The sequence below is a fragment of the Nocardia sp. NPDC055029 genome (genome assembly GCF_053608525.1).
On the sequence record NZ_JBSGVQ010000030.1, the window covers coordinates 22578 to 38015 of the forward strand.

Annotated in this window: 10 protein-coding genes; 8 read left to right on the forward strand and 2 right to left on the reverse strand. The window is 69.8% G+C overall.

Features of this window, described 5'->3' with window-relative positions; genetic code table 11:
* Positions 1 to 10: 10 nt before the first annotated feature.
* The 3 genes from ACWF9G_RS23705 (at position 11) to ACWF9G_RS23715 (ending at position 2541) form a co-directional block, all read left to right on the forward strand.
* Positions 11 to 796 (forward strand): electron transfer flavoprotein subunit beta/FixA family protein, encoded by a 786-nt coding sequence (locus tag ACWF9G_RS23705; protein ID WP_189027240.1) that lies wholly within the window; start codon positions 11 to 13, stop codon positions 794 to 796.
* Positions 797 to 832: 36 nt separating this feature from the next.
* Complete coding sequence (locus ACWF9G_RS23710; protein ID WP_379305260.1) at positions 833 to 1789, forward strand: electron transfer flavoprotein subunit alpha/FixB family protein; 957 nt, start codon at positions 833 to 835, stop codon at positions 1787 to 1789.
* A gap of 98 nt (positions 1790 to 1887) precedes the next feature.
* Positions 1888 to 2541 carry a Uma2 family endonuclease gene (locus ACWF9G_RS23715; RefSeq protein WP_452517963.1) on the forward strand — a complete coding sequence of 218 codons (654 nt, stop codon included), beginning with the start codon at positions 1888 to 1890 and terminating at the stop codon, positions 2539 to 2541.
* 151 nt (positions 2542 to 2692) lie between these two features.
* Here ACWF9G_RS23715 and ACWF9G_RS23720 read toward each other — a convergent pair whose 3' ends face one another.
* Positions 2693 to 3157 carry a GNAT family N-acetyltransferase gene (locus tag ACWF9G_RS23720; RefSeq protein WP_452517965.1) on the reverse strand — a complete coding sequence of 155 codons (465 nt, stop codon included), beginning with the start codon at positions 3155 to 3157 and terminating at the stop codon, positions 2693 to 2695.
* A gap of 158 nt (positions 3158 to 3315) precedes the next feature.
* Between ACWF9G_RS23720 and ACWF9G_RS23725 the strand changes: the two genes are divergently transcribed.
* Positions 3316 to 4281: an aminoglycoside phosphotransferase family protein gene (locus ACWF9G_RS23725; protein ID WP_452517966.1), complete on the forward strand. Its 966-nt coding sequence runs from the start codon at positions 3316 to 3318 to the stop codon at positions 4279 to 4281.
* 204 nt (positions 4282 to 4485) lie between these two features.
* Here ACWF9G_RS23725 and ACWF9G_RS23730 read toward each other — a convergent pair whose 3' ends face one another.
* Positions 4486 to 5340 (reverse strand): LysR family transcriptional regulator, encoded by an 855-nt coding sequence (locus ACWF9G_RS23730; protein ID WP_189027249.1) that lies wholly within the window; start codon positions 5338 to 5340, stop codon positions 4486 to 4488.
* Between the two features lie 133 nt (positions 5341 to 5473).
* On the opposite strand from ACWF9G_RS23730, the gene ACWF9G_RS23735 reads away from it, so the two are divergent.
* The 4 genes from ACWF9G_RS23735 to ACWF9G_RS23750 all read left to right on the forward strand — a co-directional run bounded on the left by ACWF9G_RS23735 (position 5474) and on the right by ACWF9G_RS23750 (position 15328).
* On the forward strand, positions 5474 to 6742 hold the full coding sequence (locus tag ACWF9G_RS23735; protein ID WP_452517968.1) for an NAD(P)/FAD-dependent oxidoreductase: 1269 nt from the start codon (positions 5474 to 5476) through the stop codon (positions 6740 to 6742).
* Between the two features lie 259 nt (positions 6743 to 7001).
* On the forward strand, positions 7002 to 7820 hold the full coding sequence (locus tag ACWF9G_RS23740) for a GNAT family N-acetyltransferase (RefSeq protein ID WP_379305242.1): 819 nt from the start codon (positions 7002 to 7004) through the stop codon (positions 7818 to 7820).
* A 5-nt stretch (positions 7821 to 7825) separates the two neighbouring features.
* Positions 7826 to 8776 (forward strand): lysophospholipid acyltransferase family protein, encoded by a 951-nt coding sequence (locus ACWF9G_RS23745; RefSeq protein WP_452517970.1) that lies wholly within the window; start codon positions 7826 to 7828, stop codon positions 8774 to 8776.
* Between the two features lie 441 nt (positions 8777 to 9217).
* Complete coding sequence (locus ACWF9G_RS23750) at positions 9218 to 15328, forward strand: amino acid adenylation domain-containing protein (protein WP_452517972.1); 6111 nt, start codon at positions 9218 to 9220, stop codon at positions 15326 to 15328.
* Positions 15329 to 15438: the final 110 nt, after the last annotated feature.

The following is a 15438-nucleotide window of genomic DNA, read 5'->3' on the forward strand; positions in this document are numbered from 1 at the left end:
ACGAAGACCGATGCCGAACATCGTCGTACTCATCAAGCAGGTTCCTGACACCTGGTCCGAGCGCAAGCTGACCGATGGTGACTACACCCTCGACCGCGAGGCCGCCGACGCCGTCCTCGACGAGATCAACGAGCGCGCCGTCGAGGAAGCGCTGCTGATCAAGGAGGCCCAGGGCGGCGAGGTCACCGTGCTGGCCGCCGGTCCGGATCGCGCCACCGAGGCCATCCGCAAGGCGCTGTCCATGGGTGCCGACAAGGCCATCCACATCAACGACCCGGCGATCCACGGTTCCGACGCCGTGCAGACCGCGTGGGTGCTGGCCGGCGCGCTGGGCCAGGTCGAGGGCGTCGAGCTGGTCATCGCCGGCAACGAGGCCACCGACGGTCGCGCTGGCGCCGTTCCCGCGATCATCGCCGAGTACCTGGGCATCCCGCAGCTGACGCACCTGCGCAAGCTGACCGTCGACGGCGACAAGATCACCGGCGAGCGCGAGACCGACGAGGGCGTGTTCAAGCTCGAGGCGTCCCTGCCCGCCATCGTCTCGGTCACCGAGAAGATCAACGAGCCGCGCTTCCCGTCCTTCAAGGGCATCATGGCCGCGAAGAAGAAGGAAGTTCAGGTCTTCACCCTGGCCGATCTGGGCATCGACCCGTCGACCGTGGGCGTCGCCAACGCAGGCACCCAGGTCACCGGCTCCACCCCGAAGCCCGCCCGCACCGCGGGCGAGAAGATCGCGGACGAGGGCGAGGGCGGCAACCAGATCGCCACCTACCTCATCGGTCAGAAGATCATCTGATCCGGCCCCGTCCGAGACTTCGAAGGAGAAAGAACAATGGCTGAAGTACTTGTGCTCATCGAGCACGCCGACGGTGCCGTGAAGAAGATCAGCACCGAACTGCTCACCGCCGCCCGCACCCTGGGCGAGCCCGCCGCCGTCGTCACCGGCCCGGCCGGTACCGCCGACAAGCTGGCCGCCGCGCTGGCCGCCGCGGGCGCCGAGAAGATCTACGTCGCCGAGTCCGACGACATCGAGGGCTTCCTGGTCACCCCGAAGGTCGACGTGCTGGCCGGCCTGGTCGAGTCCGCCTCGCCCGCCGCCGTGCTGGTCGCCGCCACCGCCGAGGGCAAGGAGGTGTCGGGCCGCCTCGCCGCGCGCATCGGCTCCGGCCTGCTCGTCGACGTCATCGGCGTCAACGCCGACGGCTCGGCCGTGCACTCCATCTTCGGTGGCGCGTTCACCGTCGACGCCAAGGCCACCGGCGATGTGCCGGTGATCTCGATCCGTCCTGGCGCCATCGAGGCGGCCCCGCAGGCCGGCGCCGGCGAGCAGGTCGTCGTCGAGGTTCCGGCCCAGGAAGACGGCGTCGTCAAGATCGTCTCGCGTGAGCCGATCGTGGGCGGCGACCGTCCGGAGCTGACCGAGGCGAGCATCGTCGTCTCCGGCGGCCGTGGTGTCGGTTCCGCCGACAACTTCGCGGTCGTCGAGGCGCTGGCCGACTCGCTCGGTGCCGCCGTCGGCGCCTCGCGTGCCGCCGTCGACTCGGGCTACTACCCGGGCCAGTTCCAGGTGGGTCAGACCGGTAAGACGGTCTCCCCGCAGCTCTACATCGCCCTCGGCATCTCCGGCGCCATCCAGCACCGCGCCGGCATGCAGACCTCGAAGACCATCGTCGCGGTCAACAAGGACGAAGAGGCTCCCATCTTCGAGATCGCCGACTACGGCATCGTGGGCGACCTGTTCAACGTCACCCCGCAGCTGACCGAGGCCGTGAAGTCCCACAAGGGCTAAGGTCTCAGCGCTGAGCGCAGTGCGGCCCCGCCCGGGTTTCCGGTCGGGGCCGCTTGCGTCTCGTGAGAGACGGCATAGCCGCTGCGTAGGATGTGTGAATGGCCATGCCGAGCGTCGCCGACCGCCCTGACCTGCCCGAGTCGATGACTTGGGCAGAGCTGGAGAAGCTACCCGAGGAGATCGCCGCCCAGATCGAGTTGTGGGATGGGCGAGTCGTGTGGATGCGCCGGGGGCCGGGTGAACACCAGACAGCGATGCGCCGTCTGACCAATGAAATCGAACGTTGTGCACGACAGGTGATGTCCACGGATCCGCAGCGCTGCTGGCGGACAAACCTCGAGACGAATGTCTTCTTCGGCAATACCGGTAAGTCCGACTTCGTCACCCCGGACTTCCTCGTGCACCGCTGCCTGCCGCCGGGGGCCGACGTCCGCGCCGCCGACACCGTACTGGTGGGCGAAGTCCTGTCGCCGTCGAATACCCCGTCCGAGATGGAAGCGAAGAAGGCTCGGTACGCGGGGGCCAGCGTTCCGTCGTACTGGGAAGTCGAACTGACACAGGATCTCACCGGCATCGCAGCGCTCCGCGTCTACATCCTCGAGATCGGTCATGCCGAGCTCCCGCCGGGCGTGCGTCCTCTGCACCACGCCAACTACCTCCTGGCAGGCCAGTGGGCACCTGACTCCGCGACCGGCATCTCGTTCCCATACCCGTTCGCCATCGAGATCGACTGGGTCGCACTGGCATTCTGATCGGCAACCGACTTGAACTGGGAGCTTGGCGCACCCTGCGGACTGTCGACGGCGACTCGTCGAGAAGGGGTTCGTGTAGGCGAGCGCTGGTGCCCGGCGTGGCAGTGGCCCGGAGACAGCTGTGCCGATCGAGGTGCCGCCGCCGGATCGGCTAGAGGCTGTCGGGGGTGTTCACCGGACGGCCTAGGACCATCCACTTCTCGGGGTCGGCGAGGGGTTCGAAGCCGAACTTCTCGTACAGGGGGTGGGCATCGTGGGTGGCGAGCATGACGCGGCGCAGGCCGTACGGGGCCAGGTGGTCGCGGACCGCGGCGATCAAGGCGACGCCGACGCCTTTGCCGCGCACCGCGCGATCCACGTACACATCGCACAGCCAGGCGAAGGTGGCCCGGTCGGTAACCACCCGGGCGTAGGCGACCTGCTCGCCCGAAACGCTGTCGTAGACACCGAAATTGAGCGATTCCGCGATCGCGCGGTCCTGCAGCTCGCGGGTTCTGCCCATGGCCCAGTACGAGTCGGTGGACAACCAGGTGTGCACGCGGGCGGCATCGATGCGGGCGGTCGCGGCGGAGGTTTCGTAACCGGCGGGGAGTTCGGGCGGAGGCGTGTCGGTCATCTGGGCAGAATTGCAGGCCGACCATCGCCTGTCGAGCGGGTTTCGAGCCGGCCGGGAAGGGTTCGTCCCCCGAGGTGTCCGGGACTTCATCGCGCCGTGTCGCCGCCCCGGTCAGGTGGTAATGCGCTGACGCGGGTGGGCGTGGCAGGGTGAGGTGGGTGACGACATTGCCGATCGAGGTGCCGCCGGAGGTCGAGGAGACGGTGCGGGAGGTGTTCGGGGCCGACGGGGAGCGGTGGCTCGATGGCCTGCCCGGGCTGGTGGAAAAGCTGTGTGGGGCTTGGGAGTTGACGGTGATCGGCCCCGCGTTCGAGGGTGGCACGCACGCGTTCGTCGCGCCGGTGCGGCGGGGCGACGGGTCGGTGGCGGTGCTCAAGGTGCCCGTGGTCGACGAGGAGAACGTCGCGGAGGCGACCGGGTTGTACTGCTACGGCGGGGACGGCGCCGTCGCGTTGTACCGGTTCGATGCCGACAGTGGCGCGATGCTGATGGAGTGGGCGCGGCCGGGAGCGCCGTTGCTCGAGCAGCCGGGGTTTCCGAGTCTGGAGGGCAGGCCGGAGAACGCGGACCGGGTTCGCTTGGCGTGCACGGTGCTTCGTCGGCTGCGGCGCGAGCCGGTCGGCGTTCCCGAGGGCTATCCGATACTGCCGAGAGCGACCGACATGGTCGTGCGGTGGACGTCACGGCTCCAGCAGCCGGAACCCGAACTCGCCGAGGTCCTTCCGGAGGATCTGCGCGAGCAGGCACTGGCTTGGTGCGCGCGCCTCGCTGTCCCGGCGGGCGCACTGCTCGTCGTGAATCGCGACACGCATCTCGGCAATATCGTTGCCGCCGAACGGGAGCCGTGGCTGCTGATCGACCCGAAGCCCTACCTCGGTGAGGCCGCCTTCGACGCGGGCTTCCTGATCATGATCCAGGTGCAGTCGGCGCCGACCCCCGAGCATGCGCGTGCCGTAGTCGCCGCGACGGCACGGGACCTCGACATCCCGGCCGACCGTGCCCGCGGCTGGGCCTTCCTGCGCGCGATCGAGGAGATCATCTGGTCGGTCGAGGACGAAGACGAAGAGGCCGTGCCCCTGCACCTGGCCGTCGCCCGCGCATTGGCCGTCGCACCGATCGGCTAGCCGTGCCGCGCTGCCGCCTGTGTCGACGACTGGCCAGCCGTTGCGCAGCGGTCGCCGGTGTCGACAACTGACCAGCGTCGCGCAGGAACGGACTCATCGACTACCTGGTGCCTCGCCTCCGGGGTGTCTCGGCGGTGCTTCAGCATCTTGCCCACCTTCGCGGCGCCGCCCCGCCGACCGGCACCGGCGTGCGACACCCCGCGTTCACCGCCGATGCAACGCATCCAGCAGGGTGTTCACGATCGGATTCTGGCGTGCGTCCTCGCGCAGCACCGCCGACACCGGGATCCGGAGCCGGTGGTCGGTGAGATCCAGGGTGAGCAGGCCCTTGGTCGGACCCTCGTAGAGCACAGTCCAGGACTCGGGCCGGTTGAGCAGTTCCATCGTCGCGGTGTGGTCGGGCGGGATCGGCGGCCCGAAAGTGGGGCCGACGGGGAGGTCGGCGAAGGCCGAGCGAATCAGGGTGTGTAGCAGGACCTGTTCCTGCTCGGGCGGCAGGAGCAGGGGATACGGGCTGAGGTCGGCGAGGGTGACGACCCCCTTGCCCGCCAGCGGATGACTGCTCGAGATCGCGATCACCAGATCCTCGACCCACAGCTGTTCCACCGCCAGCCCCGGCTGATCCACACTGCCGCGGATCAGCGCCAGATCGCAGTCACCGTCGGCCACGGCCGTGATCCGCTGCCGGAACGGCTTGATGACGTACTCGATCTCGGCGTCGGGGTGGGCGGCGCGGGCGGCGGCGATCGCGGACAGGGAACGGGCCGCGAAGGACATGTTGGCCGCCAGCCGGATCCGCGGCCCGGTGGTGCGCACGGCGGCGCGGATCGCCGATTCCAGGCTCAGCATCTGCTTGGCCAGCGGCAGCAGGCGCAGGGTCGCGTCGGTGGGGACGACGGCGCGGGTCGTGCGCTCGAACAGCTGCGCGCCCAGGTCACGTTCGAGTCTCGCGATCTGGTGGCTGATCGCGGATTGGGAGATGAAGCAGCGGCTCGCGGCGCGGCTGAAACTGAGCTCCTCGCACACCGCCACGAAGTACGCCAACTGGCGAAGTTCCACCAGGTACCTCCTATTTATTAGTTATGCAGATAAGAGTCATCTTCAGTATGCGCCCAAACACCGGAAACATCTGCGTTCCGCATCGCGTTTACTCATATGAAAGGACTCATTACCGATCTTGGAGCGCGCGATCATGGAACACACGGATGTCGTCATCGTCGGTTCGGGCTTCGGCGGACTCGCCGCTGCCAAGCAACTGAGCAAGTCACGAATCAACTACGTCCTGATCTCGAGCACGCCCGAGCACCTGTTCCAGCCGCTGCTCTACCAGGTGGCGACCGGCGTGCTCGCGCCGGAGGAGATCGCCCCGCCGATCAAGAACGTACTGCGCCGCCACCCCGAAGCCGATGTCCGGCTCGGCAAGGTGACCGGTATCGATGCCGACGCCGCCGTCCTCACCTACGAGACCGCCGAGGGTACCCGTCAGATCAGCTACGGCTCGCTGATCGCCGCCACCGGCGCCAGCCAGAGCTACTTCGGCCGCGACGACTTCGCCGACAAGACCTTCTCGCTCAAGACCATCGACGACGCCCAGCGCCTGCGCGACCAGATCGCCTCGGTGTTCGCCGCGGCCGAGAACGCCGACGAGGCGACCCGGCGCAGGCTGCTCAGCTTCGTCGTCGTCGGCGCGGGCGCGACCGGCGTCGAGGTGGCGGGCCAGATCAAGGAGCTCGCCAAGCGGCACTTCCACCAGGAGGTCTCGGTGACCCTGGTGGAGGGCGCGAACGCGGTGCTGCCCCCGTTCGGCGGCGGACTCTCGGAGTACGCGAAGCGCTCGCTCACCGACAGCGGCGTCGAGGTGCTGCTCGGCACCTTCGTCACCGATATCGACGAGGGCAAGGTGACGGTCAAGGATGCCGAGGGCATCGAGCGCGGCATCGCCGCCGAGACCGTGGTGTGGTCGGCCGGTGTGCAGGCGGGCGGATTCGCGGCGCTGCTGGCCGAGGCCACCGGCGCCGAGACCGACCGCGCTGGCAGGCTGCTGATCAACCCCGACCTGACCGTCGGCGGCCACGCCGACATCTACGCCATCGGCGACATGACCTCGCTCAACGGCTACCCCGGCCAGTCGCCGGTCGCCATGCAGGAGGGCCGCCACGCCGCCGACATCATCCGGCGCAAGAAGGACGCCGGCACGCCGTTCGTCTACTGGGACAAGGGCAGCATGGCGGTGATCAGCCGCTTCAGCGCCGTCGTGAAGCTCAACGACCGGATCACCTTCCGGGGCACCATCGCCTGGGGGATGTGGCTGGCCGTGCACCTGATGTATCTGGTCGGCTTCCGCAACCGCTTCGCCGCGGTCGCGTCGTGGCTGGTCGCCTTCATCGGCACCGCGCGCCCCGGCTTCGACGAGGCCGAGCGGACCGGCGAGCGCACCGAACCCGCGCGATCGGCCGCCTGAGGAACACCGTGATCGGCCCGCCGTGCGACGGCGGGCCGATCGCCGTTCCGGGCCATCGGAATGCGGGCCGCCAGGTCGGATCTCGCAGCCCGATCCAGCCCCGGAACCGGACTCTTCGGCTAGAAACCCGCAGGTGGGCGAACGATAAGCAGCGCATCGGTGAACGCGCGGTGTGATGGGAGTCTCGTTCACCGAACGGGCATCGACACGACACCGATGCGTCGCCCCGATGCCAGCTCGGACTGGCTTCATCAGCGGTATGACAATTTCGTCCGTGTTGACCGCGCCGGCGCCGGACTCCGGGGTGGGGAAGTCTCGGTACTCTCTGGTCGTCGCGTCCGATGCCGAGCACAGGGAAGCCGCCCAGCGACTCCGATTCCAGGTCTTCGCCTCCGAACCCGGGTTCCAGATGCCCGACAACGGGACCGGCCTCGACGCCGACCGATTCGACGAGCACTGCGACCACCTGCTGGTCCGTGACGAGTTCACCGAGCAGTTCGTCGGCTGCTACCGGATGTTGCCGCCGGACAAGGTGACCGCCGCGGGCGGGTACTACACGGCGACCGAATTCGATCTCACCCAGCTCGACCCGACCGGCTACCGGATCGTCGAGATGGGCAGGGCCTGCGTGGTGCCCGATCACCGCAACGGCTCGGTGCTCACCCTGATGTGGGCGGGCATCCTGCATTACATCCAGCTCACCGGCTACGACTGGGTGATGGGCTGCGTCTCGGTGCCGATGCAGGACAGCCCCCAAGACCCGGCCGGTGTGAACGTGCGCGGCGTGCGCGACATGCTGCTCGGCCGCCACGCGTGCGACCCCGAGCGCCGCGTGCACCCGTACCGCCCGGTCGTCGTCGACGGCCTGTCCCTCGACGAGCTGACCCCGCCGAGCCGGCCCAAGCTGCCACCGCTGTTACGCGGGTACCTGCGCCTGGGCGCCGAGATCTGCGGCGAACCGGCGCACGACCCCGACTTCGCGGTCGCCGACTTCGTTGCCCTGCTCGGCATGGAAACCATCAACACCCGGTATCTGGAGCGGCTGCAGAGCGCGGCCGCCAATTTCGACGGGAAGTAACCGCCATGGTGTTCGACGCGCCGCCCGCCACCGCATCGCACTCGTGGATGCCGTCGAGCCCCTGTGGGTCTCGCTGCATCGAACCGATCGACGAGGTCGGTACCGCCAGAGTCCTCGCCCGGCTGGCCGGCGTGATCGGACTCGTGCTCACCTTCCCGGTGCTGACCGCCGCGACCCCGAAGTCGCGGCGCGAGAACCTGCAGCGCCGCTACGCCCGTGCCGCGCTCGGTTGCCTGGGGATGCGGCTGCGCATCGTCGACAACCGCGCGGACGGGCAGGGCGCGTCGAACGCCGGTTTCGCCGACCCCGGCACCGCGGTCATGGTCGTGACCGGCCACATCGGCTGGGTCGACGTGGTCTCGCTGGCCGCGGTGCAGCCGGTCAGCTTCGTCGCCAGGGCCGACATGGTCGACTGGCCGGTGCTGGGCAAGCTCGCGCAGCTCACCCGGGTGATCCCGATCGAGCGGGCGCGGCTGCGTGAACTGCCGGGTGTGGTCGGCCAGGTCGCGCAACGGCTCGCCGAGGGTAACCGGATCGCCGTCTTCCCGGAGGGCACCACCTGGTGCGGCCGGGCCTACGGTTCGATGCGGCCCGCCATGTTCCAGGCCGCGATCGATACGACGACCCCGGTCCAGCCGGTCCGGCTGCGCTATCTGGACCGGCACGGAGTGCCATGCACCGTCCCGGGTTTCGTCGGTGACGACACCTTCGCCGACTCGGCCAAGCGTGTGCTGCGCAGCAAGGGCATGACCGCCGAGATCGTGCTCGAGCCGCTCGAGTATCCCGGCGTGGATCGGCGCGATCTGGCTCGCCGGTGCGAGGCCGCGGTGCGCGGCGCCGACCGCTCGCGCCACGGCGTGCTCGACACCGAATGGATCGAAGCGGGGAACACGCGCGTGCAAGATCCGTCGGCCGATCGGCGGGTACCGGAAACAGCGTCCGCTACTGCCTGGTAACTCCGCTCGAATCTGCTCGTCCGCTACCGGGGATCGCGTTCGCGGTCTCCGGTAAAGGCGTTTCCCGATGGCGGGTAGCGGAAGATTCGCAGGTCCAGCCCGGCGCGGGATTCGACGCAAAATGTGAAAAGGTCACGTCCGCCGCGAGGTCGTTCGCGCTGCGTATTTCCTGCGTATGACCTGGGTTACATACCGGACGGTTGCCCTATACCCAGTCGGCCCGAACTGAAACCCCTAAATTGCCGCTGCCCCGAAATTGATGAGATATTTGCGGTACCGTCACGCAGGAATTTCCCGATACCCCGGTGTAGCCGAGAGTCCAGGCGACGTTCGAGTAGTGCGATCGCTGGGGTGATCGATGGTGAAGGGAAACACATACCGGTGACTGAGCAAGCTTCTGGCGTCCGCTCTTCCGCCGCACGGCGGGGCCGTCGAGCGCCCGTGTCCACGTTGCCGCGCCTGCTGATGGCCGCCGTGGAGCGCGCCCCCGAGGCGCCCGCGGTGAGCTTCGCCGGGCAGACCATCACCTACGCCGAACTCGACCAGCAGTCCTCCCAGCTGGCCAGGGTGCTGATCGGTCGCGGCGTCGGCCCCGATGACCGGGTCGTCCTGGCGCTGACCCGATCGATCGAGGCGATCGTGGCGCTGTGGGCCGTCGCCAAGACCGGTGCCGCGTTCGTGCCCGTCGACCCGCGCTACCCGGCCGAACGCGTCGCGCACATGCTCGCCGACTCCGGCGCCGGATTCGGCCTGGCCCTGGCCGCCGACGCGGCGCGGCTCGACGCGGGACTGCGGTGGCTGGCACTGGATTCCGCCGAGTGCCGCGAGGAACTGGCCTCGGCCTCGGACGCGCCGGTGTCGGCCGCCGACCGCACCCGCAGGATGTTCGGCGCCGACATCGCCTACATCATCTACACCTCCGGATCGACCGGCGTCCCCAAAGGCGTCGCCGTCACCCACGCCGGTCTGGCCGGGCTGTGCGCCGAGCAGATCCGCCGCTTCGGCATCACCGGCGCGGCCCGCACCCTGCACTTCGCCTCGCCCAGCTTCGACGCCAGCATCCTCGAACTGCTCCTCGCCATCGGCGCCAGCTCGACCATGGTGATCGCCCCGCCCGACATCTACGGCGGCGACGAGCTGACCGAACTGCTGCGTGCCGAGCGGGTGACCCATGCCTTCATCACCCCCGCCGCGCTCGCCGGTGTCGACGGGTCGGGCCTGCCGGAGCTGGCCGCCATCGTCGTCGGTGGCGAGGCCTGCCCGCCGGAACTGATCGCGCGCTGGTCGCCCGGCCGCAACTTCTACAACCTCTACGGCCCGACCGAGACCACCGTCGCGGCCTCGATCAGCGATCCGCTGACCCCCGGCGACCTGATCACCATCGGCGGGCCGATTCCCGGCATGTCGGCGCTGGTCCTCGATGCGCGCTTGAAGCCGGTGCCGGATCGGGTCCCCGGCGAGTTGTACCTGGCCGGGCCTGGCCTTGCCCGCGGCTACCACGAGCGCGCCGGGCTGACCGCGGCTCGTTTCGTCGCCGACCCGATCACCGGCGGCAGGCTCTACCGCACCGGTGACCTGGTGAAATGGGAGCTCACCGCCGACGGTGAACCCCAGCTGACCTTCCTCGGCCGCACCGACGCCCAGGTCAAGCTGCGCGGTTTCCGCATCGAACTGGGCGAGATCGACGCCGTTCTCACCTCCGACGACTCCGTCCGCTTCGCGACCACACTCGTGCGCACCCTGCCCAGCGGCGTCGACGCGCTCGTCGCGTATGTGGTGCCCGCGGCGGGTGCCACGGTCGACCGGGCCGCGCTGACCCGCCTGGCCGAGCAGCGGCTGCCGCAGCACGCCGTCCCGGCCGCCATCGTGCCGATCGAGCGCCTGCCACTGACTCCGGTCGGCAAGCTCGACTACAAGGCGCTGCCCGAACCGGAGCTCACCGCCCGCGCCTTCGAAGCGCCGCGCACCGGCACCGAGCACGCCGTGGCGGCGGTCTTCGCCGAGCTGCTCGGCGCCGACCCGATCGGCCGCGACGACGACTTCTTCGCCCTCGGCGGCAACTCCCTGCTCGCGACCCAGCTGGCCGGCCGCCTCGGCGCGGTCACCGGGGTGCGCGTGCCCGCCAGGACGGTCTTCGAACACGGCACGGTCGCCGACCTGGCCGCCGCGCTCGACGCGCTGGTCGGTGACGCGGCCGTGCGGGTGCCGCTGACCCGGCGCGAGCGCGGTGAGCGGGTGCCGCTCTCGCTCGCGCAGCAGCGCATGTGGTTCATGGCGCGCCTCGACCCAGGTTCCAGCGCGTACAACATCCCGGTCGCGCTGCGCCTGTCCGGCCCGCTCGACGGCGCCGCGCTCACCGCCGCCCTCGACGACGTGCTCGAACGGCACGAGGTCCTGCGCACGGTCTACCCCGAGCACGACGGCCAGGGCCACCAGTGCGTGCTGCCGGTGGCCGAGGCCGGACTCGACGTGGCCGTCGCCGCGATCGCCGAGGCCGACCTGCGGATGGAGCTGGCCCGGCTGACCTTCGGCGGCTTCGACGTCTGCGCGCGAGTTCCCGTGCGCGCCGCGCTGTTCCAGCTCTCCGAGTCCGAGCATGTGCTGGCCGTGGTGGTGCACCACATCGCCACCGACGGTTTCTCCCTCGGCCCGCTCACCCGCGACCTGATGACCGCCTACGTCGCCAGGACCGAGGGCGCGGCGCCGGACTGGACACCGCTGCCGGTGCAATACGCCGACTACACCCTGTGGCAGCAGGAAATGCTCGGCGCCGCAGAGGATTCCGGCTCGCTGCTGGCCAGGCAACTCGGCTACTGGCGCGGCGAGCTCGCCGGCACCCCGACCCTGCTGGAGTTGCCGACGGACCGCCCGCGTCCGCCGGTCGCGGGCAGTCGCGGCGCCGCGCACCACTTCGCGCTCGAACCCGCCGTGCATCAGGCGCTGGAAGTCCTCGCGCGCGAACACAATGCCTCGCTGTTCATGGTGGTGCGGGCGGCGCTGTCGGTGCTGCTGGCGCGCGTCGCCGGTACCGACGACGTCACCGTGGGCGCCCCCGTCGCCGGACGCGGTGAGCCCGAACTCGACGACCTGGTCGGCATGTTCGTCAACACCGTGGTGCTGCGCACCCGCGTCGACGCCGCCGAATCCTTTGCCGCCCTGCTGGATCGGGTCCGCGAGACCGACCTGGCCGCCTTCGCCAACGCCGACGTGCCGTTCGAACGTCTTGTCGCCGAACTGGATCCGCCGCGCACCCAGGCGCACCACCCGCTCTACCAGGTGGCGCTGTCGTTCCAGAACTTCGGCGGCGCCCGGCTGGAACTGCCCGACCTGGTGGTGTCGGCGGTCGATCTCGGTGACGAGGTCGCACCGGTCGACCTGCAGCTGACCGTCGTTCCGCACGAGGACGACAACGGTCCGGCAGGCTTGCGCTGCTCCTGGCGCTACGCCACCGACCTGTTCGACGAGTCGACGATGGCCACCCTTGGCCTGCGCCTGGCCGGGCTGCTGAGCGCGGCCGTCGCCGCACCGCACCGGCCCGTCGGCGACCTGCCGCTGCTGACCGAGGCCGAGCGCAGCGAGCCGTCCGGCGACGTGCGGTTGGTCCCCGACCCGACCCTGCTCGACGAATTCCGCGCGCAGGCACTGCGGCGTCCCAACGCGCCCGCGGTCACCTTCGCCGAGTCGACCCTCACCTATAGCGAGCTCGCGAGCCGGATCAACCGGCTGGCCCGGCTGCTCGTGGCCACCGGCGTCGGCCCCGGCGCCACCGTCGGCGTCGCGATCCGGCCGTCGATCGACCTGGTCGTCGCCATGTACGCGGTCTTCGCCGCGGGCGGCGCCTACGTGCCGATCGACCCGGACTCACCCGTCGAACGCCGCGCCGACATCCTGTCCGCCGCGCGCCCGGCTTGCGTGCTGACCACCGCGGCCGATGCCGTCGAGGTCGACGGCCTGCCGGTCGTCTCGGTGGATCTGGTCGCTAATTCCGGTGCGCTGTCGGCCTTCCCGGATGCCTGGCTGACCGACGCCGACCGGCTGCGGCCGTTGCGCACGCTGGATCTGGCGTATGTCATCTTCACCTCCGGCTCGACCGGCAAGCCCAAGGGCGTCGGTGTGCCGCACTCGGCCATCGTCAACCAGGCGGCGTTCATGGTCGGGGAATACGGGGTGGGGGACGACGACACTGTCCTGCAGTCGATTCCGTGGACCTTCGACGCCTCGATGATCGGCTTCGCCACCCCGCTGCGCGCGGGCGCGCACATGATCGTGGCCGCCGCGCACGGGCTCACCGATCCGGCGTACCTGGCCGATCTCATTGCCCGGCACCGGGTTACCGGCACCACCATCGTCCCGTCGGTGCTGCAGATGCTGCTCGAGGCCGCACCGGCGGGCGCCCTGCGGTCGGTGCGTGCGGTGTGGGTCGGCGGTGAGGCATTGCCCACCGCGACGATCGCCCGCTTCACCACCGCCACCGCGGGCAGGCTGCACAACCTGTACGGACCCACCGAGGCCACGGTGTCCATCACCGCCGCGGATGTGACCGAGATCGGCGACGGGATCGTCCCGATCGGCAAGCCGCACTGGAACTCTCGCGCGTATGTCCTCGACGCCAGGCTGCAACCGGTACCTGTCGGCACGCCCGGCGAGCTGTACCTGGCCGGCGCGCAGCTGGCCCGCGGCTACCTCGGCAGCCCGGACAAGACGACCGAACGCTTCGTCGCCGACCCGTACGGTCCCGTCGGCGAGCGTATGTACCGCACCGGCGACCTGGTCCGCAGGCTGCCCTCGGGTGACCTGACCTACCTGGGCCGCACCGACGTTCAGCTCAAACTGCACGGCCTGCGCATCGAACCCGGCGAGATCGAGGCCGCGCTGCGCACGCACCCGGCCGTCGCGGGCGCGGCGGTGGCGGTGCACCACGAACAGCTCGTCGGCTACGTCACCCCGGCGGCCGACCGGACGGTCGATGTCGCCGATGTGCAGGCGGCCATCCGAACCCTGTTGCCGCCGTACATGATTCCGCACCGGCTGCTGGTACTCGACGAGTTCCCGCTCGGTGCGACCGGCAAGCTCGACCGCAAGGCGCTGCCCGCGCCCGCCGTGGAGATCCGCGAATACCAGGCCCCCGTCACCGCGGACGAGGAGATCGTGGCCGAGGTGTTCGCGCAGGTCCTCGACCTCGACCGGGTCGGCCGCGACGACGACTTCTTCGTCCTCGGCGGTACCTCGCTGTCGGCGATCCGGGTCCGCGCGGCACTCGCCGAACGCCTCGGCATCGAGGTGCCGCTGCGCCTGCTGTTCAGCTATCCGCTGGTCAGCGACCTGGCGCTGGCCGTGCGCGACGAGTCCGCTGCCTCGGCCGCCGGTCCCGACCCGGCCGTCGACGCGATGCTGGATCCCGCGATCGACCTCTCCGGCTGCGCACCCCAGCGCGTCGGCGATCCCGCCACGATCCTGCTCACCGGCGCCACCGGCTTCCTCGGCAGCTTCCTGCTGCGTGAACTGCTCGAGCAGACCGGAGCCACCATCCACTGCCTGGTCCGGGCCAGCGACGACGCGAGCGCGGTGGACCGGGTCGTCGCGACCGCCGCGAAGTACAGCATCGACGTGACCCCGTACCTCGACCGGATCGTCGGCGTGCCAGGCGATCTCGCGCGCCCGAACCTCGGCATCGACCCGTTGCGCTTCGCCGAGCTGGCGGCCCGGATCGACGCGATCTATCACAACGGCGCGCTGGTCAACCATCTCGAGCCGTATGGCCGGATGCGGGACGCCAATGTCGGCGGCACCACCGAGGTGCTGCGCCTGGCCACCACCACCCGGGTCAAGCCGATCCACTACGTGTCGACGCTGTCCGTGCTGGCCGGTATCCCGCAGGACAGTGGTGTCCCTGGCGGTCTGCCCGGTTACGCGATGACCAAGTGGGTGGCCGAACAGCTGGTGCACACCGCGATCGAGCGCGGAATCCCCATCGCCGTCTACCGTCCCGGCCTGATCACCGGCGACTCCCGCACCGGCGTCGCACCGGCCGAGGACGCCTGGTGGACCATGCTGCGCGCGATGCTGGTGCTCGGCGTCGCCGTCGACGTGCGGGCGATCGGTGTCGAGATGGCGCCGGTCGATCATGTCGCGGCGGGCATCGTCCGCCGGTCCCGCGATGCCGCCGCGATCGGCAACATCTACCGGGCGGCGGGCGCGCAGGTGCCGTTGCAGGTGGTTTACGAGGAAATCCTGCGGCGCGAGTACCAGTTCGACTTCATCGACCCGATGGAATTCGGCCTGGTTCTGACCAGGGCCGCCGAACGCGTGGACGCCGACCCGATCCTGGCCCGCGCTTCCGCGTTGAGCGGCAACTACGCCGCAGCCATCGCCCAGGCGACCCCGGCGACGGTCCTGAGCGCGGTGGAGTCGGCCGCACCCGCGGAGCCCTACCGCGGTCTGCCGATCGAATTCCCGGCGGTCGACGCGGCTGTCATCAGCCGCTACTTCGATCACTACATCGAGGTCGGTTTCTTCCCTGCCCCTGGCGCCGGCCAGCTCGCCCCGGCCTGACGTGTACCGCGGGAGCCGTGCTCCCGCGAACATGCGGCGAACCATTTCACATCCATCCACCCGGTGGTTCCGAATCAGATGCGAAGGAGTCTCTCTTCCACAGCATTTGA